The sequence below is a fragment of the Arthrobacter sp. NicSoilB4 genome, from assembly GCF_019977335.1.
In the GTDB taxonomy this organism is placed as follows: Bacteria; Actinomycetota; Actinomycetes; order Actinomycetales; family Micrococcaceae; genus Arthrobacter.
The window spans coordinates 1249293-1270918 of record NZ_AP024653.1; the positions used below are offsets into that span (position 1 = coordinate 1249293).

Below are 21626 nucleotides of genomic sequence, written 5' to 3' on the forward strand. Positions count from 1 at the left end.
AGCTTAACGTCCGTCCCGGGGCCGCGGTGCCCGGCTGCCCAGCGCGGCTTCGTCATCCGACCCGGATGGCCGCGAGCCCCAGGAAGCGGCCGTAGGACGCCACCGCCTGGTTGATGCCGGATTCCGTTTCGGGATCCGTCCGGGTCCGCAGCCGGATATCGAGTTCGCAGCGGCCTCCGACGAAGCGGTGCCGCCACACGCCGGCCAGCCGGCCGTCGCGCAGGACCAGATGGGCCGGTTCGCCCGCCGCCGGAGCGAAAGGCGCCTCACCGCCCAAATAGTGCCGCGACGCCGAGTAACCCATGACGTATTCGTCGTAGCACTGGATCAGATCGATCCGGGGCGGGCCACTGACGGCCACCGGGACGGCCGGCTCCGTCGCAAGATGGAAGTCGACGCCGTCGATCCGCACTGTTTCCAGCGTCCCGGGAGTGCTGTCCCGCACGAGCTGCAGCCCGGCCCGGACATCGGCCAGGGTCAGCCCGGACCAGTCCGCGCAGTCCCTGTCCGTCGCGGGGCCGCGGCTGGCGAAGTACCGCCGGACCAGTTCGGCCAGTGCGGCCGGCCTCTCCATCAGGGTTGCCGGGTCGGCGGGAACCCGCTCGTCGAAAAGGGCATAGCTCTGCTTCAACGCGCCTCCCGCGCTCCGCACCGGGATCCCGCTGACCAGCACGCCGCTGGCCTCGGCGTACATGATCCGGTAGGCGAGCCCGAGTCCCTCGGCGGCCAGGCCCGCAGTCCGCAGTGCTTCCGCGAGTTGCTCCCGACTCTGGTGGGCGCCGCCGGCCACGGCTGAGGCCAGCACCCGGTTGGTCTTCGCGCCCTCCACGGCATCGAGCCCAGTCCGGCGGTACATCCCCGCGTTGCCCTGATGAATGCGGGGCCCGGAGAGCGCCAGCAGCCAGCGCAGATCGTCCCGGTGCACAAAGTGCCACGTGGGCCTCAGAATGTGGGTGCGCAGGATGGTTCCGTCGGACACCGCCCGCTCCACTGCGGCGGCGGTGCCTCCGGGACTGCGCTGGGCGAGGGTCCAGCGGGCGTAGGCGAACTCCTGGGACTGCACCGCCAGCAGGTGCTTCAGCGCGTCCTCCGTCGTGGAGGCGTAGGGCTCGCGCAGCCGCTGATGGCGCAGCCGCAGCCGCACGACGTCGTCGGGGTCCATCACACCAGTCCGGCCGCTGCGCTTTGGAGGTCAGGAACGGACGGGTTCTTCGGCCCCTGGAGGGCCTTCGCCCGAGCCGAGCGGCATGCCCGGACCGAAGACAGGCCCGGGGAGGGGACGCTTGGCCGTGACGCCGTCGCCGGAAGACCGGTGCCGGAGCCTGCGGACCACCCACGGCACGAAGTACTCGCGGGCCCAGACCAGGTCCCCGGACCGTGCCTGCCGCCAGCTTTGTTGCGGCAGGGGTTTGGGGGAGAGCGGCTCCAGGGTGTGTTCGACGTTCAGGGAATCCAGGACCATGGCCGCGATGGTGTGGTGGCCCAGCGGCGAGAAGTGCAGGCGGTCCGCGTCCCACATCTGCGGATCGTTCAGCTGCCGCAGGGACCACATGTCCGCGATGATGGCGTCGTGGCGGGCCGCGATGGTGCGGAGGTTCTCGTTGTAGATGGCCACCTTGCTGCGCACCCGGCCCAGCACGGTCGAACCGGTGTCGGGGCCGTTGAAGAGGACCACAGTGGCGCCGGCCAGGCTGAGGATCTGCACCACCGAGTCCAGCTTCTCGGCCAGGGCATCGGGGTCCCCGCCGGGACGGATCAGGTCGTTCCCGCCAGCGGAAAGCGTCACAAGATCGGGCCGGAGGGACAGGCAGTGCGCCAGCTGCTGGTCAACGATCTGCTGCAGGAGCCGGCCCCGGACGGCAAGGTTGGCGTAGGCAAAACCCTCGTGGCCGCGGCTGAGCTCCTCGGCCACGCGGTCCGCCCAGCCCCGGTGGCCGCCCGGACTCGCCGGTTCGGGATCACCGATGCCTTCCGTGAAGGAATCCCCCATGGCCACATAGCGGGTCCAGGGGTGGGTAACGGCGTTGTCTGGAGAGTTCTCCATGGCTTCGGTTTCGCTCACCTTCATATCGTGCACTGTTCCTGCAAAGCTACGCCACCGTAGGTTGTTACCTTCGGGTAACTGCAAGAATGGACCCATGACTTCCGCCGCTGCCTTCCCCGCCCCCGTTGTCCTCTGGTCCAAGCCAGCGGAGGAGCGTGCCGGCAAGCCGCTCCTGGTCCTGCTGCACGGCTACGGTGCCAACGAAGAGGACCTCCTGAGCCTGGCGGACCTGCTGCCGCAGGAATTCGTGGTGGCCTCGGTGCGGGCTCCGATGGTGTCCGGCGCCGGCTACACCTGGTTCCCGCTGACCGCGTCGATCGATTACTCCCTGGAGGCGGTCAAGGATGCCGCCTCGTACGTGGAGGACTGGCTGGACTCCGTGCGGCCGGACCACCCGTCCGTGACGCTGCTGGGCTTTTCGATGGGCATGGCGCTCGCCACCACCCTGCTGCGGCGGCGGCCCGCGGACTACGCCGCCGTCGTCGGGCTGTCGGGGTTTGCGGTCGACGCCGGCGGGGACCCCAGCTTCCGCGACGCCGAACTGGACGGGACGGTGCCGGTGTTCTGGGGCCGTGACCAGCAGGATCCGGTGATCACGCCGGACAAGATCGAGTTCACCATGGGCTGGGTGCGCAAGCACGTGAAGCTCACCAAGGTGCTCTACACCGGGATGTGGCACGGCATCAACCAGCAGGAAATCGGGCACGTCTCCGAGTTCCTCACCCACGGAGTGCTGGCCAAGTAGCCCCCCGACGCCGGGCGGCCCCCGCCCGGCGTCCCGTGTCCGCTTCCCCGCGGGGGCTAGGCCCCGGCGGGGGTGCTGATCCGCACGGTGCGGCCGTTCACGGTGACGGTGTCGCCGTGGTGGAGCTGGCGGCCCCGGCGTTCGTCGATCTCACCGTTGACCTTGACGAGCCCGGCCTTGATCAGCTCTGCCGCCTCCACCCCGTCCTCGACCAGGCTCGCCAGCTTCAGCAGCTGACCGAGCCGGATCATGTCGTCGCGGATGGGGATCTCTTCGATTTCCGGGTTGCTCATACAAGCAATGATGCCTGACGTAAGGTGACAGCAATGACCCACACTCCCCGGCTTCCCTTCCTCGCAGGGCTGCCCCTCGCGGTGGCGGCGGGGCTGCTCATGCCTGTCCAGGGCAGGATCAACGGCGCCCTCGGGGCGGCGCTCGCGGACGGGATCGCCGCCGCCGTCGTGAGTTTCACCACGGGGCTGGCACTGATGACCGTGATTTCGCTCGCGCTGCCGAAAGGGCGGGCAGGGCTGGCCCGGATCCTGCCGGCCGTACGGGAACGCAAATTCCCGCCCTACTATGTCCTGGCCGGCTGCATCGGCGGGTTCTTCGTGTTCGCGCAGTCCTTCACAGTGGGCCTGCTGGGCGTCGCACTGTTCACAGTCGCCACGGTGACCGGGCAGACCCTGAGCGGGCTCCTCGTGGACCGGATGGGGATCGGCCCGGCCGGCAAGAGGTCCATCACCGGGATCCGGGTGATCGGCAGCATCCTGACCGTCGCAGCGGTCGCCTGGGCCGTTTCGCCCCGCTTCTCCGGCACGGGTCCCGGCCCGGGGGAGCTGCTGGTCCCGGTGCTGCTTCCCGTGCTGGCAGGCTTCCTCATGAGCTTCCAGCAGGCCATGAACGGCACCGCCGCCATGCACTACGGCACCCCCATTGCCGCGACCCTGATGAATTTCATCGCCGGGTCGGTCATGCTGTGGGCGGCCTGGCTGGTCAAGACCGCCGTCACCGGACCGGGCAACGCGCTGCCGGGGGAGTGGTGGTACTACCTTGGCGGGCCGCTGGGCTGCATCTTTATCGGCGTCGGAGCCCTGCTGGTCCGCAGCCTGGGCGTGCTGGTGACGGGACTCGGCATGATCGCGGGGCAGCTGCTGGGCTCCCTGGGACTGGACCTGGTCTTCCCGGCGCCCGGCACCGTGGTGGCGCTGCCCACGGTGCTCGGGACCCTGCTGACCCTCGCCGCAATCGTGCTTGCAAGCCTGCCGTGGCCCAGGGGCGCCCTGAAGCGGTGACGCGGAGGCGGCACCCGGAGCCGGCAGGCCGGTAGGCTAGGAGGCGCAGCTTCCTGCACCGCCATCATTCAGCCCGTCAACACAGGCGCGTGGTTGTTGTGTGCAGTTCTGTACATAAGTTTTGTGTTTGTAGTGCCCCGTCCGGCAACCAGCCGGGATTCCGGGGCTGAGACCGCGGACCGCACCCAGCGGCCCTGTAGAAAGTGGAGTTCCCATGGCAGCAAAAACCGTCCTCGACCAGATCATTTCCCTCGCCAAGCGCCGGGGTTTCGTATTCCAGGCCGGTGAGATCTATGGAGGCTCGCGGTCTGCCTGGGACTACGGGCCCCTCGGCGCCGAGCTCAAGGAAAACATCAAGCGCCAGTGGTGGCAGTCCGTGGTCCGCGGCCGCGAAGACGTGGTCGGCCTGGACTCCTCGGTCATCCTGCCCCGCCAGGTCTGGGAGGCGTCCGGCCACGTCGACGTGTTCTCCGACCCGTTGGTGGAGTGCCTCTCCTGCCACAAGCGCTACCGCGCCGACCACCTCGAAGAAGAATACGAGGAGAAGAAGGGCCGCCCGGCCGAGAACGGCCTCAAGGACATCGCCTGCGCCAACTGCGGCACCCGCGGCGAATGGACCGAACCCCAGGAATTCTCCGGGCTGCTCAAGACCTACCTTGGCCCGGTGGCCAGCGAAGAGGGCCTGCACTACCTGCGCCCCGAAACGGCGCAGGGCATCTTCGTCAACTTTTCCAACGTCCTCACCACCTCCCGCAAGAAGCCCCCGTTCGGCATCGGCCAGATCGGCAAGTCCTTCCGCAACGAGATCACCCCGGGCAACTTCATTTTCCGCACCCGCGAGTTCGAGCAGATGGAGATGGAATTCTTCGTCGAGCCCGGCACCGACGAGCAGTGGCACCAGTACTGGATGAAAGAGCGCATGTCCTGGTACACGTCCCTCGGCATCAGGGAAGACAACCTGCGCTTCTTCGAGCACCCGCTGGAAAAGCTCAGCCACTACTCCAAGGGCACCACGGACATCGAATACCGCTTCGGGTTCCACGGCTCCGAGTGGGGCGAGCTCGAGGGCATCGCCAACCGCACGGACTTCGACCTGTCCACGCACGCCAAGGCCTCCGGCCAGGACCTGAGCTACTTCAACCAGGCCACCAACGAGCGCTACACGCCGTACGTGATTGAACCCGCGGCCGGCCTCACCCGTTCCTTCATGGCCTTCATGATCGACGCGTACACCGAGGACGAGGCACCCAACGCCAAGGGCGGCGTCGACATCCGCACCGTGCTCAAGCTCGATCCGCGCCTGGCCCCGGTGAAGGCGGCCGTGCTGCCGCTGAGCCGCAACGAGGACCTGTCCCCGAAGGCCAAGGACCTTGCCGCCCAGCTTCGCAAGAGCTGGAACATCGAGTTCGACGACGCCGGCGCGATCGGCCGCCGCTACCGCCGCCAGGACGAAATCGGCACCCCGTTCTGCATCACCGTGGACTTCGAGACCCTCGACGACCAGGCCGTCACCATCCGCGAACGCGACACCATGAGCCAGGAACGCGTCTCCCTGGACAAGGTGGAGGGCTACCTGGCCGCACGGCTGATCGGCGCCTGACCATGGCGATCCAATACCGTGAATGGCGCGACGGCGACGATCTCGCGCTGCTCGAAATCTGGGGCGGGCCCGAAACCGAACAGGCCCGGCAGTTCCGCGGCACCCTGGCACCCTCGGGCAACGCGCCGTGGCGGCGCTGCATCGTCGCCGAGGACGTCGTCGACGGCGTGGCCATCCCGGTCGCGGCGGCCGTGGTGCACGAGGCCTCGCTGCACCCTGAACGGCTCTGGGCCTACATCGAGGTCGACCGGCACCACCGGCGCACCGGCGTCGGCTCCACCCTGCTGACCATGCTCCGGCACGAAGCCGGCCAGTCGCCGTCGGGCGTCTCCCGGCTCCGGACCAAGGTGGAGCCGGGCACTCCCGGCGCGGCCTTCGCCGAGGCGGCGGGGCTTGCCCCGATCCAGCGTTCCCGGCTGGTCGTTGTGGAGCCGGGGGCGCTCAGGCTGCCCGTCTTCGGCGACGGTTCCGAGGCTGCCGCCGCCGAGCAGGTCGAGGACCTGGCCACCGGCTCCGTGGAGCTCAGCGACGTCGTGGGCCGCTATTACACGGCCGTGCACGGCTGGGACAGCCCGGGAGAGCTCAGCATTGCCACCGTCCAGCGGTTGTTCCTGGATGAACTCAGCGGGGCGCACGGCGCCATCGTGCTCCGGGCCCCGAAGGCCAGCGCCTTCGGCCAGGGCGTGCCGGCCAGCAGGAAGGGCCGGCTCGAGGCCTTCGTCATCAGCTACGCCGAGTTGGCCCCCGCCGGGGACCACCCGGCAGGGGAGGGCGCGGCCGCGTCCGGTCAGCCCACGGACGTGTTCCTGGGCCACGAACCGGAACTCGCCGCAGAGGAGGCCCAGGCCGCTGTCCGGGACCTGCTCGCGCTGATTGCGTTCCAGCACCCCGTAGTGCTGGAACTGGACGATTCGATGGAGGCGCTGCGCGCCGTTGTCGAACCCCTGCTGGAGACCGGCAAGGCCCGGCTGGCCGGCGCGGAAACCTTGATCGTCTCCGACCCGGCGTAGGTCCCTTAACCCACCTGACCCGCAGCTGTGGCCGTGATTAACGGCCACAGCTGCGGGTCAGTTGCGTTGAAGGCTACTTGGCCGGCGGCACCACCGGCGGAACGAAGTCGAACGTCATCCCCAGCAGCCAGACGAGCAGCAGCACCACCGGCAGGTGGAACACGAACTGCAGGAACGTGAAGCCCACCAGGTCGCGGGCCCGCAGCCTCAGCACCGCCAGCAAGGGCAGCATAAAGAACGGGTTGATCAGGTTCGGCAGGGCCTCGGCGATGTTGTAGATCTGAACGGTCCAGCCGAGGTTCATCTGCACATCGGTGGCGGACTGCATCACATACGGCGCTTCCACGAGCCACTTGCCGCCGCCGGAAGGGACCAGCAGGCCCAGCAGGGCCGTGTAGAGCGCGATGACGACGGCGAAGCCGCCGCCGCTGCCAATTTCGGTGAAGAACTCGGCCAGGTGCGCGGAGACGGTCATGCCGCCGTGGCCGGTGGCCTTGGTCAGGATCGCGGCCATCGCGGCGTAGAGCGGGAACTGGACCAGGATGCCGGCGGTGGCCGGCACGGCCTTGGTGACGGCCTGCAGGAAGTTCCGCGGGGTGCCGTGCAGCACCAGGCCAAGGATCAGGAAGACCAGCAGGTAGCCGTTGAGGCTGCTCACGACGGTCAGGAAGGGCTTGGTCAGGAACTGCGAGACCAGCCAGCCGAGCGTCAGGAGGCCGGCCAGGATCGGCAGGATCATGCTGTATTCGAGCCATTCGCCCGGGCGGGAGCGCGGCTCCGGTTCGCTGGGTTCGTCGTCGAGGTCGACGCCGAGGTCCGCCGCGGTGCGGATGGCGCCGCCCTGGGGTGCCGAGAAGTGCGCGATCACCGTGGTGAGCGCCATCAGGATGGCCAGGGTGAGCAGTGACTGCCAGGTGAAGATGGTGGTGCCGAAGTCCAGGATGCCGGTGATCTTCAGCAGGGCCGGCGGCAGCGAGGCCGCGGTGGCCTGAAGCTGCGCCGCGGAGGAGGACAGGCCGAGCGCCCAGACGGCGCCGAGGCCCATGAAGGCTGCGGCACCCAGGGCCCGGTAGTCCACGGTCAGGTCCTTGCGGCGGGCAATGGCCCGGGCTAGGAGGCCGCCGAAGATCAGGCTGAGGCCCCAGTTGAGGAAGGACACCGACATCGACATCAGCGCCACGAAGCTCACGGCGGTGCGGGCGGTTGCGGGAACGAGGGCCAGCCGGTTGATCAGCTTCGCCACGGGCGGGGAGGTCGCCACGACGTAGCCGGTGAGGACCACCATGGCCATCTGCAGCGTGAAGGCGGTCAGGTCCCAGAACCCGTTGCCGAAGGAATCGGCGATTGACTGGGGCGAGGCGCCTATGGCCAGGGCGGCCAGGGCGATGATGATGACGCCGGCCAGGGCGAAGATGTAGGCATCGGGGAACCACTTCTCGGTCCACGCCGCCATCCGTTGGGCTATTCGGGCGAGACCGCGTTCTTCGCCGATTCCGCTTTTCGTCAGGACTGTGTTTGCCACAGAGGAGTACCTCTCCATTGAGTGCGATTTTGTACCCGATGGAGTTTAGTCAAGACGATCGCGGTAACCGGGCTTATCGGCGCCGGCCGCCTGCGCGCCGCGGGCCTTCGGCCTCGTCCAGCCGCTGCCGTTCCTCCTCGCTGGGCGCCCCGCCGCCCAGTTCCGCCGGCATCCACCAGGCACCCGGGGCCGGTTTCAGCGGGAAGTCCGCGATGCAGGCGTCGATCCCCAACTGGAGGGTTTCGCGCAGCGCCTCGGTGGCGGCCGCGGCATCCCGGGACGGGTCAACGGTCACCGGTACGCCCACGTGGATCCGCACCGGGGCGCGCCAGGCGCGGGCCGGGGAGAAGCCGTGGCGGCGGGTCATCAGCCGGTGGGCGCCCCAGACGGAGACCGGGATGACCGGCACCCCGGCCTCGGCGGCCATCCGCACGGCGCCGGTCTTGCATTCGCGCACCCGGAAGCTGCGGCTGACCCCGGCTTCCGGCAGGATCGCGATGTACTCGCCCGCGCGGAGCTTCTGCACGGCGGCGTCATAGGCGTGTGTTCCGCTCTCATAGCCGACCACGACGTGCCCGGCGGCGCTGATGGCGGGCCCGGCAAACCAGTGGTCAGCCGCGCCCTGGGTGACCAGGAAACGCATCTGGGCCCTGGCGTGCCACCACAGCAGCAGTTCGGCGAACGCGAAGTCGAGGTAGCCGAAGTGCGTGATCGCGACGACGGCGCCGGCGCCCGGGACGACCCGACGGGACGGGCCGCGGGATGTCCCGTGCGGGGCATCGCTGCCTGGTCCGCTCCGCGGCCCGCTGCCGGGCTTCGGCGGCGGGAGGTGCTCCCGCCCGGTGACGATGACCCTGATCCGGAACAGCCCGCGGAGCGCCAGGCCGGTGCGGACAATGACCCGGTAGAAGCGGTCGCTGGGCGGCGGGCGCCAGGGCATGCTAGCCTCCGCGCTGCCGGTGTGCGCCCGGCTGGTGTCCGCCGCTGCGGGGCTTGCGGGGCGGCAGCGGCAGGAACCCCGAGGTGGATTCGACGTACTCCTTGTAGCCTGGGCGGGCGGACATGGCCTTTTCGGTCAGCGGCTTGCCGGACTTGCCGGCGAGCAGCCAGACCATCAGCACGGGGGAGAGGACTGTCAGGACCCCCGGCCAGGAATCAGCGGCGACGAGGAAGATTCCGGTCCAGACGGCGGCGTCGCCGAAGTAGTTCGGGTGGCGGGTGTAGCGCCAGAGCCCGGTGTCGAGCACGGTGCCGCGCCTCGAGGGGTCGGACTTGAACTGTGCCAGCTGCCAGTCGCCGACCGTCTCGAAGACGAAGCCGACCACCCAGGACACGACGCCCAGCCACGCCAGCCAGCCGAGGCTTCCGGTGCTGAACATCCCCACCTGGACCGTGAGCGAGACGAAGAACAGGATCACGCCCTGGGGCAGGTAGACCTTGCGCAGCGCGTAGGCGTTGCGGGACCCGGGGGCGGAGGAGAGCAAGTCCACGTAGCGTGGATCCTCGTGGCCGCCGCGGGCCCGGAGCCCGATGTGGAGGCCGAGGCGGATGCCCCAGACCGCCACGAGCGCCAGCAGCAGCAGGCGCCGGCCGCCGTCGCCGTGTCCGGCGGAGAGGAACCAGGAGATGACGGCCACCACCACGAAGCCCAGGCCCCAGACGGTGTCGATGACGGAGTGGCGGCTCTGGCGGACCGCGATGGCGTAGGTGACGGCCAGCAGCAGCACGAGGCCCGCCGCCACCCACGGGAGGCTGGCCAGGAAGGCGTTCAGCGGAAAGTCCGGCATCACAGCACCACCGGGAGGCTGGCGCCGGCGGCGGGAAGCAGGCTGCGGAATGCGCCGGCGCCGTCATCGGCGCTTCGGCCTGAACTGCCGGTGAATGCATCCAGGATGAAGCCGTTCGCGAGCGAGTTCCACAGACCCACCCGGCGGAACATAAAATGTCCCGCCCCCTTGAGGGCGACGTAATCCACGGACTCCGCGACGCCGTCGGCCCGGCGTGCGTAAGCGAGCGACTTCGCGGGGCTGGTCCAGCGGTCGTCGGTGCCATGGACAATCAGGATGCGGCGGCCGGCCACGCGGTCTACCGGGGTCTCGCCGTTGAGCCAGGGCGCGAGGGCGACGACGGCTTCCACCTGCGGGTGGTCGGCGACGCAAAGTGCGGTCAGGCCGCCCATCGAATGGCCGAGGAGATAGACGGGGACCCCCGGATGCTCGCGGCTGATGTGGGAGAGGGCCCAGCGGGCATCCTGCACGGGGGACATCTCAGCCCCGTTCCAGCCCCGGTAACGGTTCCGGAGCGTCCAGACGGCCAAACCGTCGCTTCCGCCGCCACGCTGGAGGGCCCGGGCGAAGGGCAGCATCCGGGCAGGACTGAGATGCCGGCCGCGGACGGATTCGTAGCTCTCCGAGCGGCCGCCGTGCAGGACCAGGGCCACAGCCCGGGTCTCCCCGGTGGCCGCGGCAATATTCAACACGGCCCTGGCAGCCGTCCCGGCTCCCGCAGCCGCAGGTTCACGGTCGTCCATCTTGCGTCTGGCCACGCTGTGTCCTCCACATCTCATCCGTCAATTCCAACCATAGGGCGCAGTGCCCGCGGTTCAAGCCTTCCCCTAAGGGACGGGCACTTCCCCCTCGGTTCGCGGGGGACATGTCCACAGGACATTCGGAGCAGAGTCCGGGAAAGATGGGGCGGGCGCCCCGCCCGTGCCAGTGTTCCGCGCCGCGGACTGACCGGGTGCCTGTCCGGACCCCTTGACGGGTCCCGGGCGGAGGAGTAAGCCTTGTGCTCGTAAGCCTCCGGGCGTCATGCCGGCTGGGAGCACAACCACCGTCCGGGTCGGAAATCACGACGAAATCGACGGTACAAAAATGAATGCAACCAACTTCGATAGCCTGCGCGAGCAAGTCCGCGGGCAGGTCATCACGTCCGGCGATGCGGACTATGACGAGGCGCGGGCAGTGCAGAACGGCATGATCGACAAAAGGCCGGCAGCAGTGGTCCGTGTGTCCCAGGTGGCAGACGTGATTGCGGGCGTCAGCTTCGCCCGGGACAACGGCCTGGCCGTGGCTGTCCGCGGCGGCGGGCACAGCGGGCCGGGTTTTGGCACGGCGGATGACGCCCTGGTCATCGACTTTGCCCACACCCGCGGGGTCCGGGTGGATCCGGCGGGCAAAACGGCCAGGACCGAGGCCGGAGCAACGTGGGCGGACTTCAACCACGCCACACATGCCTTCGGGCTCGCGACCACAGGCGGCATCGTCGGCTCGACCGGGGTTTCGGGGCTGACCCTCGGCGGTGGCATCGGCTACCTTGACCGCAAGTACGGACTCAGCTGCGACAACCTACTCTCGGCCGACGTCGTCACCGCCGAGGGAAAGTTCCTGACGGCCAGTGAAGCCGAGAACGAGGATCTCTTCTGGGCGCTGCGCGGCGGCGGGGGAAACTTCGGCGTCGTGACCTCGCTGGAATTCCGGCTGCATCCAGTGGACATGGTCCACGCCGGCATCATCATCTACCCCGCAGAGCACGCCGAAACGGTTGCGAAATTTTATCGTGACCACATGGCGGCAGCGCCTGAAGAGTTCGGCGCGTTCCTCGCCTTCCACCAGGGGCCGCCCGTCCCGTTCCTTCCGGAGGAATGGCACGGGAAGCCCGTCTGCATTGTGGTCGGCATGTGGACGGGCGATCCGGCCGAAGGGCCGGCCCGCTGGCAACCGTTCCTCGACGCCGCGCCGCTCGCAGGGTCCATGGTGGGGCCGATGCCCTATCCGGCCCTGAACTCGGCCTTCGACGGGATGTATCCCAAGGGGCTCCTGGCCTACTGGAAAGCGGCTTTCCTGTCCGAGCTCAACGACGGAGCCATCAACGCCCATCTTGAGTTCGGCCGCCGGGTGCCCACGGTGCAGACCGCCGTGCATATCTACCCGATCGACGGGGCCGTGCACCGGGTGGGAGCCACGGACACGGCGTTCCCCAACAGGAACGCCAGGTTCTCTCCGGTCATAGCGTGCCACTGGGAGGACCCAGGGGACACCGAAGCGAACATCGCCTGGGTCCGGGAGTACGCGGCCGCGCTGCAGCCGTACTCGGAGACGGCGGGTTACATCAACTTCATGGACGGCGACGACCTGGGCAAAGTCGCGGAGAACTACGGGCCGAACTACAAGCGGTTGAGGGAGGTCAAGGCCAAGTACGATCCGCAGAATCTCTTCCACGTGAACCAGAACATCCTGCCGGCGTAGCCTTGCGGGGTTTCCGGCATGTCATGCGTCCGGCCGGAGCCGCGGAACCCCGTAAAGTCTTCGGCATGAGGTTGAACTGCTGATGGGCGCCGGTCATTCACACGCACCGCAAGGGCACACGGACCCGACGCCCCGGGCGCTCGCGGCACGGAAGCGAGCCAACCTCATCCTGGCCGCCATCCTGATCCCGCTGACGCTGCTCACGCTCGTGGCGATGGCGCTGCTGTGGCCCTCGGGCAGCAAAGAGGGCATCACACTGGCGAGCCCCTACGCGGCCGCGCCGGGCGTTACGTTCGATACGGGCAAGATCCAGCGCGTTACCACCGGCAGCTGCATGGACGCGCTCCAGCAGGGACAGGCCGGGACGGACGCTGCCGCGCAACAGGGATCGCAGTGCACTTTTGCGTTCACGGACCCGGACAAGGGCGGGAACCCCGTCAAGGTCGTCATCAACCCCGACATCGCCAAGTCCCACGGAGTGAAGGCCGGCGACAATATCCGCTACCTGAACCTCTCCAAGGTCCAAGGCGCCGAAGCCCAAGGCACGCCCGCCTATGTCTTCGTGGACTTCGTCCGGACCCTGCCGATCATCTTCCTTGCCGTGCTCTACGCCGTCGTGGTGATCGCCGTGGCCCGCTGGCGCGGACTGCGCGCCCTGATCGGGCTTGTGGGGGCGTACGGCGTACTGGTGTCCTTTATGCTGCCCGGACTGGTGGAGGGCAAGCCTCCGCTGCTGCTGGCGCTGGTGGGGTCCACGGTGATCATGATCGGGGTGCTGTACTTCGCCCACGGGTTCTCCGCCCGGACCTCGACGGCGCTGCTGGGCACGATGTTCGGCCTTGCCATTACCGCGCTGCTGGCGGCCTGGGCCACCGACGCGGCCAACCTCGCCGGCGTCGGCAGCCACGACGCCGCCACGCTCACGAACATCTCGGACAACATCTCGATTTCCGGCATCATCCTCTGCGGTCTCATCATCTCCGGCCTGGGCGTGCTCAACGACGTCACCATCACGCAGTCCTCCGCGGTGTGGGAACTCTGGGAACTGGCCCCGGAGACTTCCGCCCGGCAGCTGTTCACCTCCGCCATGCGGATCGGCCGGGACCACATCGCGTCCACCGTGTACACCATCGCCTTCGCCTATGCCGGCGCGGCCCTGCCGGTGCTGATCCTCGTGATGCTCTACGAGCGGCCGCTCGGGGATGCGTTGACCAGCGCCGAGCTCTCGGAGGAAGTGATCCGCACCCTTGTCGGCTCGGTCGGGCTGGTCCTGGCGATCCCGGTCACCACGCTGATCGCCGTACTCGTCGTGAAGGCGACCGGGGTCAAGGCACTGGAAGTACCGGCGGGCGGCCGGCGGTACTCCGGGAGCACGGGCGCCGCCGGCTGGCCGGAGGACGGCGCCGGCCGGAGGCCGGAGAACGGTTCGGGCCGCTGGCTGGAGGACGACGACGTCGTGCCCGCCGAAGCCTTCGAAACGGCGCCGGCCGGGCGCCGCGGACGCCGCGCCGCCCCGCGCGACTGACACCGGATTTCCACATAGCCGGTGCGAATCCGGCCGATTTGCCCGGATTTGAGACAATGAACGGGTGACTGTTGTAGCTACCCCTCCCGCCCCCAAGCTGGAACTCCCGCCCCTGAAGCTGGGTCCCCTCACGGTGGACACCCCCGTGATCCTGGCTCCCATGGCGGGCATCACCAACTCCGCGTTCCGCAGGCTCTGCCGTGAATACGGCGGCGGCCTGTACGTCGCAGAGATGGTCACGTCCCGTGCCCTCGTGGAGCGCACTCCGGAGTCCTTGCGCATTATTTCCCACGACGACGACGAGAAAGTCCGGTCCGTCCAGCTCTACGGCGTTGACCCCGTCACCGTCGGCCAGGCTGTCCGGATGCTCGTCGAGGAAGACCGCGCGGACCACATCGACCTCAACTTCGGCTGCCCGGTGCCCAAGGTGACCCGGCGCGGCGGTGGGTCCGCCTTGCCCTGGAAGATCGATCTGTTCACGTCGATTGTGCAGACCGCGGTCAAGGAGGCCTCCAAGGGCAACGTCCCGCTGACCATCAAGATGCGCAAGGGCATTGACGAGGACCACCTCACGTACCTCGACGCCGGCAGGATCGCCCGCGATTCCGGCGTCGCCGCCGTCGCCCTCCACGGCCGCACCGCCGCACAGTTCTACTCCGGCCAGGCCGACTGGTCCGCGATCGCCCGGCTGCGTGAGGCGCTGCCGGACATCCCGGTCCTCGGCAACGGCGACATCTGGTCCGCCGAGGACGCCATCCGCATGGTCCGCGAGACCGGCGTCGACGGTGTTGTCGTGGGCCGCGGCTGCCAGGGCCGCCCCTGGCTGTTCGGGGACCTCATGGCCGCCTTCGAAGGCAGCGACGAGCGCCACAAGCCGAGCCTGGGTCAGGTGGCCGAAGGTGTGTACCGCCATGCCGAGCTGATGGTGGAGACCTTCGGCAACGACGAAGGCAAGGCGCTCCGGGAGATCCGCAAGCACATGGCCTGGTACTTCAAGGGCTACGTGGTCGGCAGCGAACTGCGGACCAAACTGGCGATGGTGACCAGCCTCGAGGTGCTCCGCGGCACGCTGGACCAGCTGGACCTCGACTCGCCGTACCCCGGCGTCGACGCCGAGGGCCCCCGCGGCCGCGCGGGCTCGCCGAAGAAACCCGCACTTCCCAAGGACTGGCTGCTGGACCGCAACATGGACGCCGAGCAGTCGCGCGAGATCTGCCACGCGGAACTGGACGTTTCCGGTGGCTGAAACCAGGACCACCGCACCCGTGCTGGACGGCTACGTGGCCCGCGACTCCGCCCGCTGGGTGGAGGAACCGGCCAAGTCCACGTACCGCTCCGACTTCGAACGCGACCGCGCCCGCGTGCTGCACTCCTCGGCCCTGCGCCGGCTCGGGGCAAAAACCCAGGTTGTGGCCCCGGACACCGACGACTTCGTCCGGACCCGCCTCACCCACAGCCTCGAGGTGGCCCAGGTGGGCCGCGAACTGGGCCGCGCCCTTGGCTGCGACCCGGATGTTGTGGACACCGCGTGCCTCAGCCACGATCTCGGCCACCCGCCGTTCGGCCACAACGGCGAATCGGCCCTGAACGAGGTCGCCCACGCGATCGGCGGCTTCGAAGGCAACGCCCAGACGCTGCGGCTGCTCACCCGGCTGGAGCCCAAGGTTGTGGCCCCGGACGGGCGCCCGGCCGGCCTGAACCTGACCCGCGCGAGCCTCGACGCCGCCGCGAAGTACCCGTGGTCCGCCGCGAACGCGCCCGTCATCCATGGTGAGCGGACCAGCAAATTCGGCGCCTACGAGGACGATCTGCCGATCTTCGACTGGATCCGCGAGGACGCCCCGGAGCGCCGTTCCTGCCTGGAAGCTCAGGTCATGGACCTCGCCGACGACATCTCCTATTCTGTGCACGACGTCGAGGACGCGATCGTCGCCGGGCACTTCCAGCTCCGCTGGATGGACAACCCGGACCACCGTGCCCGGGTGGTCGGGTACGCCAAGCAGTGGTACCTGCCGCACAACGACCCCGCCGCGATTGATGCGGCCCTCGCCCGGCTGGAGGCCACGAGCGTCTGGGTGCGCGAGGCCGACGGCAGTCGCAAATCGATGGCGGCACTCAAGGACATGACCAGCCAGCTGATCGGCCGGTTCTGCCAGAGTGCGCTCGCGTCCACCCGCGCCGTCTACGGCCCGGAGAACCTGACCCGCTACAACGCGGAGCTGATCGTTCCGGACGAGACCGTGATGGAAATCGCCGTGATGAAGGGCCTGGCCACCACGTTCGTGATGACCACCGAACACCGGCAGCCCATCTACGAACGCCAGCGCGAGGTCCTGCACGCCCTTGTCACGGCCCTGAGCGCCACCGGCGACCGCCACCTGGAGCCGATGTTCGCGGCCGACTGGCGCGACGCGGCGGACGACGGCGCGCGCTTGCGTGTCGTGATCGACCAGGTCGCGTCGCTGACCGACGGTTCCGCGCTGGCCATGTACGAGCGGCTCGTGGGCAGCCTGCCGTCGCTGTGGTGACAGGCGCCATAACCGGCCCTTCGGCGTCGTACCGGGGTACTAGGATGGCACTGTGGCCGGCCTGATCAAACGTGAAGACATCGACGAAGTACGCCAGCGCACGGACATCAAGGAAGTCGTCGACGGCTACGTGACGCTCAAGGGCGCCGGGCTGGGCTCCTACAAAGGCCTGTGCCCGTTCCACGACGAGCGCTCGCCCTCGTTCACCGTCCGACCCCAGGTGGGCAGGTACCACTGCTTCGGCTGCGGCGAGGACGGCGATGTCATCTCCTTCGTGCAGAAACTTGACCACACGTCGTTCCACGAGGCCGTCGAAAAACTGGCCGCCCGGATCGGCTTCGAGCTCCGGTACGAGGACGGCGGTACCGGCCCGAACCGTGAGGACGTCGGCCGGCGGCAGCGCCTGCTCGATGCCCACAAGGTCGCGGATGAGTTCTTCCGCGCCCAGCTGCTGACCCCGGGGGCCACCGAGGGCCGCAACTTCCTGCACGAACGCGGCTTCGACCGCGCCGCGGCCGACCAGTTCGGCGTCGGCTACGCCCCGCAGGGCTGGGATTCCCTGCTCAAGCACCTGCGCGGCAAGGGCTACACCGATCCCGAACTCAAGCTCACCGGCATGTTCTCCGAAGGCGGCCGGGGGATCTACGACCGCTTCCGGGGCCGGCTGATCTGGCCCATCCGGGACATCGCGGGGGACACGATCGGCTTCGGCGCCCGCAAGCTCTATGAGGACGACCAGGGCCCCAAGTACCTCAACACTCCGGAGACCGCGCTCTACAAGAAGTCCCAGGTCCTCTACGGGATCGACCTCGCGAAGCGCAACATTGCCAAGGACCGCCAGCTCGTCGTTGTGGAGGGCTACACCGACGTGATGGCCTGCCACCTCGCCGGGATCCCGACGGCGGTCGCCACCTGCGGCACGGCGTTCGGCACCGAGCACATCAAGATTGCCCGCCGCCTGCTCTCGGACGACGGCAGCGGCGGTGAGGTCATTTTCACCTTCGACGGCGACGCAGCCGGCCAGAAGGCGGCCCTGCGGGCCTTCGAGGAGGACCAGCGCTTCGTCGCGCAGACGTACGTTGCCGTGGAGCCCAACGGTGCGGACCCCTGCGAGCTGCGTCAGTCCAAGGGCGACGCCGCCGTCCGCGACCTGATCGGCACCCGCCGTCCCTTGTTCGAATTCGCCATCCGGGCCGCCCTGAAACGGCACAACCTGGACACCGTCGAGGGACGCATCGCCGCCCTGCGGGAATCCGCCCCGGTTGTCGCCCAGATCCGCGACGCCGGCATCCGTCCCGCCTACGCCAGGGAACTGTCCGGCTGGCTGGGCATGCCGGTCGAGGAAGTCAGCCGCGCCGTGGGCGCAGCCGCCAAGCGAGCGGCCCAGCCGCCGTCGGCTGGTGCAGGTTCCGGCCAGTACCAGGCGCAGGGCACCAGCCCGGGCCGCGGGCAGGACTCGGGATATGGTGCACGATACGGCGCGCCTTCCGGCGGGGGATCCGCGCCCGGAGTTGCGCCCTTGCCGCCGTCGCCGGTCCTGCCGTCCTTCAACCGGCCCGACCCGCGGGACCCCGTGGCCGCGATGGAACGGCAGGCGCTGGAGGTTGCCCTGCAGCAGCCCGGGATGCTGGAGGGTGAGACCTGGCAGCGGTTCTCCGAGGCGAGGTTCTCGACGCCGGCGTACCTGGCCATCCACGAGGCCATCCGGGCCAGCGGCCTGGCGCTCACGGGGGACCCCGTGCGCTGGGTTGAGCAGTTACTGCAGGAGGTTCCCGAGCCGCTGCGCCCGCTCGTGTCCGAGCTGGCCGTCGTGCCGCTGCCGGCGAGCACCGCCGACGGCGTCCTGCGCTACTGCCGGGACATCCTGGCGCGCCTGTTCGAACTGCAGATCACCAGGGTCAAGGCTGAAAAGATGGGACAGCTGCAGCGGCTGGACGCTTCCTCCGACCCGGAGGAGTTCCAGCGGCTGAACCGGGAACTGATGCAGCTGGAGATGCAGCGGAGGTCCCTGCGCTCGGAGGCCTGACTGTCCGGCCCGTTGGTCCGCTCAATTTCACTTCCCGGCCGGGTGTTTGCTAGGCTTATATCCGCTTCATTCCTCCTTAGCTCAATTGGCAGAGCATTCGACTGTTAATCGAAGGGTTGCTGGTTCAAGTCCAGCAGGAGGAGCGCGCAGTCCCCGTTCCGGGTTACCGGGACGGGGACTTTTTTATACCCGGAGGGGGTATCTCGGGGCGTCGGTGGGGAGGAAACGCAGCCGATTTCCTAAGCGGCAAAACCTTTGCTAATGTCATACCTGCTTCATTCCTCCTTAGCTCAATTGGCAGAGCATTCGACTGTTAATCGAAGGGTTGCTGGTTCAAGTCCAGCAGGAGGAGCGGACAGGTCCCGCAGCTGGTGAATAACCGGCTGCGGGACCTTTTTTGTGCCCTCTTACGGCGTCTCGGTTCGTCCTCAGACGAAGTACATCTCCACCTGCAGAAAGCGTTCGGCCTCCGCCACGGCACCCTGGAAGGCTTCGAACTCGGTGGGGGACTTGCGGGGCTCGCGCGGGTGCCATTCGTGCGGGGCGGAGTGGATCTGGGTGAAGCCGCCGCCGGGCGGGGCGTAGAAGATGCCGAAGCGTTGCACCGGCCACTCGGGGGAGGTCTCGGGGGCGACCAGCAGGGCCGAATCGTAGGCCGGGTTGTACCACTGGGCGATCGGGCGCCGGCGGTCTTCGGTGAACAGCCCGGCCGCGAAGAGGGCCGCCGACTGCTGGCTGGTCTGACTGCACAAGCGATCCCACCACAGTGGCAGAATGCCGGAGTCGCACCGCTGCCACGTGGCGGGTAGGGGCGGAGGATCCTGCCAGTGGGGCACATCTACAACTTTATCGCCCGGGGTGGGGCGGGAACAGGGCCGGTAGGCACCTGCCGCAGGCCACGCCCCGAGGGGACATGCCCCGCGCTGAGGCTGGCGCATGGACATAGTGCCTACGTGCCCACTCCTGGCCGCGGCGACTGGACATGTCCCTCCATGGGAGGTGTGCTGCACGCTGCCTGGACAAGCCGAAAGGGGGACATTCCCCCCGGGGTCCCATGGCCTGACGCTCCTTCCCAGTTACTGTGGGGCGCCCGTGGAACCGCCCGCGAGATTCCGGGGTTCCGGCACGTCCGGGGGACTCGCAGGGCGTGTAACTGGGCAGGAGCGCCAGGGCTAGGTCTGCGGCTCGGTGTTGCCGCTCCCCGTGGCAGGGGTGCCTGGACCGGGTCTGCGGCTCGCGTCCCCGCACGGCGCACTCCCCGGCGGGCGGCGGACATGCCCCGCGCTGGGGTTGGCGAGTGGGCACAGTCCCCATGTGCCCATCCGTGAGCGCTAAGACTGGACATGTCCCCTGGCGAGTTGGGCTGCCGGCTGCCTGGTCCAGCTAAAAGGAGATGAGCCCCCGCCGAGGTCCCGTGGCCTGACGCTCCTTCCCAGTTACTGCTGGGCGCCCGTGGATCCGCCCGCGAGAGTCCGGAGTTAAGTCGCGCCCGGAGGGGTCGCAGGGCGTGTAACTGGGCAGGAGCGCTTGGACGGGACTGTGGCTCGGTGTTGCCGCTCCATGACTGGGCAGGAGCGCAGCCTGGACCATGTTTCCGGATCGGTGTTGCCGCCCCATATCCGCGCAGGAGCGCCTGGGCCGGGTCTGCGGATCGGTGTTGCCGCGCTACGCACTCCTTGGCGTGCAGGCGGACATGCCCCGCGCTGGGGTTGGCGAGTGGACACAATCCCCATATGCCGATCCGTGAGCGCTATGACTGGACATGTCCCGCGGCGGGTGGGTGCGGGCTACAGGGTGTGGACCAGGTGCCGCTGCGTCGCGGACATGCACCGCGGCCCCCGGGCCGGGGGTGCCGGGCTACTGGATCGGCGGGACGGTGCGGGGCCTGACCACCAGCCAGAGGGCGGCCGCGGCCAGGAAGATGCACGCGGCCTGGACGGCGCCCATCGGAGTGGCGGAACTGACGCCGAGCCAGCCCACCACCGGCGAGATGAGGCCTGCCATCAAGAAGGTCGCGGCGCCCAGCAGGGAGGCCGCGGTGCCGGCCTGTGCGCCGTGCTTGGCCAGCGCCAGCACCTGGACGCAGGGGAACGTGAAGCCGGCGCCGAGGATGTAGAACCACAGCGGCACCATCACGCCCCACAGTCCAAAGCCCAGTTGGTCGAAGATCACGATCAACACGGCCATCAGGAACATCCACGCCGTGGAGCACGCCAGGATCCACTGCGGCGGGACCTTCCGGATGAGCCTCGAGCTGGTTTGCACGCCTGCAACGATGCCCAGCGAGTTCACGCCGAAGAGCAGGCCGTACTGCTGCGGGCTGAAACCGTAGACGTCCTGGAAAAGGAACGGCGACGCGGACAGGTAGGTGAACAGCCCGGCAAAGTTCATTCCGCCCACCAGCAGCAGCCCAACGAAGATCCGGTCCGCGAAGAGGACGCCGTAACGCTGGCGGGCGGTCATGCCGGACTTTCCACGGAGTTCGCGGGGCAGCGTCTCGCGCACCACGAACACCGCAGCAATCAGGACGCACGTCCCGTAGGCGGCAAGGAAGAAGAAGATCCCGGGCCACGGCATGAACAGCAGCAACTGCGAACCGATCACCGGCGCGAGGATCGGTGCCAGCCCGTTAACGAGGGCCATCCGCGAGAACATCCGCACCATCGCGAATCCACTGAACAGGTCCCGCACCATCGCCATGGCCACCACACCGCCTCCCGCGGCGCCGATACCCATCAGCACCCGGAAGATGCCCAGAGCCGTGATGTCGGTCGACAGGGCCGCCCCAAGGGAGGCCATGATGTGCACCGCGGTGGCAAGGATCAGCGGCATCCGCCGTCCGAACTTGTCGCTCAGCGGACCCACCACGAGCTGGCCCAAGGCAAAGCCGATCGTCGTGCCGGTCAGCGTCAGCTGCACGGCCGCCTCGGAGACGCCCAGGCTCTCCTCCAGGGCGGGGAAGGCCGGAAGGTACAGGTCCACCGTGAACGGTCCCAGAGCGGTGAGGGCGCCAAGCATCAGAATGTAGAGGAGCTTGCGGCGGCGGCTCAGCGAATCGCCGGGATTGGTGGGTGTAGTCACAGA

Annotated in this window: 18 protein-coding genes and 2 tRNA genes; 11 read left to right on the forward strand and 9 right to left on the reverse strand. The window is 68.6% G+C overall.

From position 1 onward, the window contains the following. Positions 1-52 precede the first annotated feature (52 nt). Positions 53-1162, reverse strand: a complete 1110-nt coding sequence (locus LDO13_RS05535) for a winged helix DNA-binding domain-containing protein (RefSeq protein ID WP_224049037.1) — start codon at positions 1160-1162, stop codon at positions 53-55. A 30-nt stretch (positions 1163-1192) separates the two neighbouring features. Further along, on the reverse strand, positions 1193-2044 hold the full coding sequence (locus LDO13_RS05540; RefSeq protein WP_224049685.1) for an SGNH/GDSL hydrolase family protein: 852 nt from the start codon (positions 2042-2044) through the stop codon (positions 1193-1195). Positions 2045-2138: 94 nt separating this feature from the next. Here LDO13_RS05540 and LDO13_RS05545 point away from each other — a divergent pair, with 94 nt between their 5' ends. Next, positions 2139-2789, forward strand: coding sequence for a phospholipase (locus LDO13_RS05545; RefSeq protein ID WP_224049038.1), 651 nt, complete (start codon positions 2139-2141; stop codon positions 2787-2789). A gap of 56 nt (positions 2790-2845) precedes the next feature. Here LDO13_RS05545 and LDO13_RS05550 read toward each other — a convergent pair whose 3' ends face one another. Continuing rightward, positions 2846-3082 carry an RNA-binding S4 domain-containing protein gene (locus tag LDO13_RS05550; protein WP_056432688.1) on the reverse strand — a complete coding sequence of 79 codons (237 nt, stop codon included), beginning with the start codon at positions 3080-3082 and terminating at the stop codon, positions 2846-2848. Positions 3083-3115: 33 nt separating this feature from the next. Between LDO13_RS05550 and LDO13_RS05555 the strand changes: the two genes are divergently transcribed. From LDO13_RS05555 to LDO13_RS05565, 3 genes are all read left to right on the forward strand, one after another. After that, entirely contained in the window at positions 3116-4084 is a 969-nt protein-coding gene (locus LDO13_RS05555) for a DMT family transporter (RefSeq protein WP_224049039.1), read from the forward strand. 214 nt (positions 4085-4298) lie between these two features. Beyond that, positions 4299-5684: a glycine--tRNA ligase gene (locus LDO13_RS05560; protein WP_224049040.1), complete on the forward strand. Its 1386-nt coding sequence runs from the start codon at positions 4299-4301 to the stop codon at positions 5682-5684. Between the two features lie 2 nt (positions 5685-5686). After that, positions 5687-6694, forward strand: a complete 1008-nt coding sequence (locus LDO13_RS05565) for a GNAT family N-acetyltransferase (RefSeq protein ID WP_224049041.1) — start codon at positions 5687-5689, stop codon at positions 6692-6694. A gap of 73 nt (positions 6695-6767) precedes the next feature. On the opposite strand, the gene LDO13_RS05570 is transcribed toward LDO13_RS05565, so the two are convergent. The 4 genes from LDO13_RS05570 to LDO13_RS05585 form a co-directional block, all read right to left on the reverse strand. Beyond that, positions 6768-8147 carry a TIGR00366 family protein gene (locus LDO13_RS05570; protein WP_346347038.1) on the reverse strand — a complete coding sequence of 460 codons (1380 nt, stop codon included), beginning with the start codon at positions 8145-8147 and terminating at the stop codon, positions 6768-6770. Between the two features lie 142 nt (positions 8148-8289). Continuing rightward, entirely contained in the window at positions 8290-9156 is an 867-nt protein-coding gene (locus LDO13_RS05575) for a lysophospholipid acyltransferase family protein (protein WP_224049043.1), read from the reverse strand. 1 nt (position 9157) lies between these two features. Beyond that, the gene (locus LDO13_RS05580; protein WP_224049044.1) at positions 9158-10003 is read right to left on the reverse strand and encodes a DUF1295 domain-containing protein; all 846 of its coding nucleotides are present in this window, start codon (positions 10001-10003) and stop codon (positions 9158-9160) included. After that, on the reverse strand, positions 10003-10761 hold the full coding sequence (locus LDO13_RS05585; protein WP_346347028.1) for an alpha/beta hydrolase: 759 nt from the start codon (positions 10759-10761) through the stop codon (positions 10003-10005). The genes LDO13_RS05580 and LDO13_RS05585 overlap by 1 nt, the downstream gene beginning before the upstream one ends. Before the next feature lie 328 nt (positions 10762-11089). On the opposite strand from LDO13_RS05585, the gene LDO13_RS05590 reads away from it, so the two are divergent. The 7 genes from LDO13_RS05590 (at position 11090) to LDO13_RS05620 (ending at position 18894) form a co-directional block, all read left to right on the forward strand. Next, positions 11090-12463, forward strand: coding sequence for an FAD-binding oxidoreductase (locus LDO13_RS05590; protein WP_224049045.1), 1374 nt, complete (start codon positions 11090-11092; stop codon positions 12461-12463). A gap of 82 nt (positions 12464-12545) precedes the next feature. Then, a complete protein-coding gene (locus LDO13_RS05595; protein WP_224049046.1) occupies positions 12546-13988 on the forward strand; it encodes a YibE/F family protein in 1443 nt (480 codons plus the stop codon). A 64-nt stretch (positions 13989-14052) separates the two neighbouring features. Next, positions 14053-15234 (forward strand): tRNA dihydrouridine synthase DusB, encoded by a 1182-nt coding sequence (gene dusB, locus LDO13_RS05600; RefSeq protein WP_224049047.1) that lies wholly within the window; start codon positions 14053-14055, stop codon positions 15232-15234. Beyond that, on the forward strand, positions 15227-16516 hold the full coding sequence (locus tag LDO13_RS05605) for a deoxyguanosinetriphosphate triphosphohydrolase (RefSeq protein ID WP_224049048.1): 1290 nt from the start codon (positions 15227-15229) through the stop codon (positions 16514-16516). Before dusB ends, LDO13_RS05605 begins: the two co-directional genes overlap by 8 nt. Positions 16517-16568: 52 nt before the next feature. Next, positions 16569-18542: a DNA primase gene (gene dnaG, locus LDO13_RS05610; RefSeq protein WP_224049049.1), complete on the forward strand. Its 1974-nt coding sequence runs from the start codon at positions 16569-16571 to the stop codon at positions 18540-18542. Between the two features lie 70 nt (positions 18543-18612). Continuing rightward, positions 18613-18685, forward strand: a tRNA-Asn gene (locus tag LDO13_RS05615). A 136-nt stretch (positions 18686-18821) separates the two neighbouring features. After that, positions 18822-18894 (forward strand) — tRNA-Asn (locus LDO13_RS05620). Between the two features lie 76 nt (positions 18895-18970). Here the strand turns inward: LDO13_RS05620 and LDO13_RS05625 are convergent. Then, the gene (locus LDO13_RS05625; protein WP_346347029.1) at positions 18971-19378 is read right to left on the reverse strand and encodes a hypothetical protein; all 408 of its coding nucleotides are present in this window, start codon (positions 19376-19378) and stop codon (positions 18971-18973) included. Between the two features lie 1021 nt (positions 19379-20399). Further along, the gene (locus LDO13_RS05630) at positions 20400-21623 is read right to left on the reverse strand and encodes a multidrug effflux MFS transporter (protein ID WP_224049051.1); all 1224 of its coding nucleotides are present in this window, start codon (positions 21621-21623) and stop codon (positions 20400-20402) included. Positions 21624-21626: the final 3 nt, after the last annotated feature.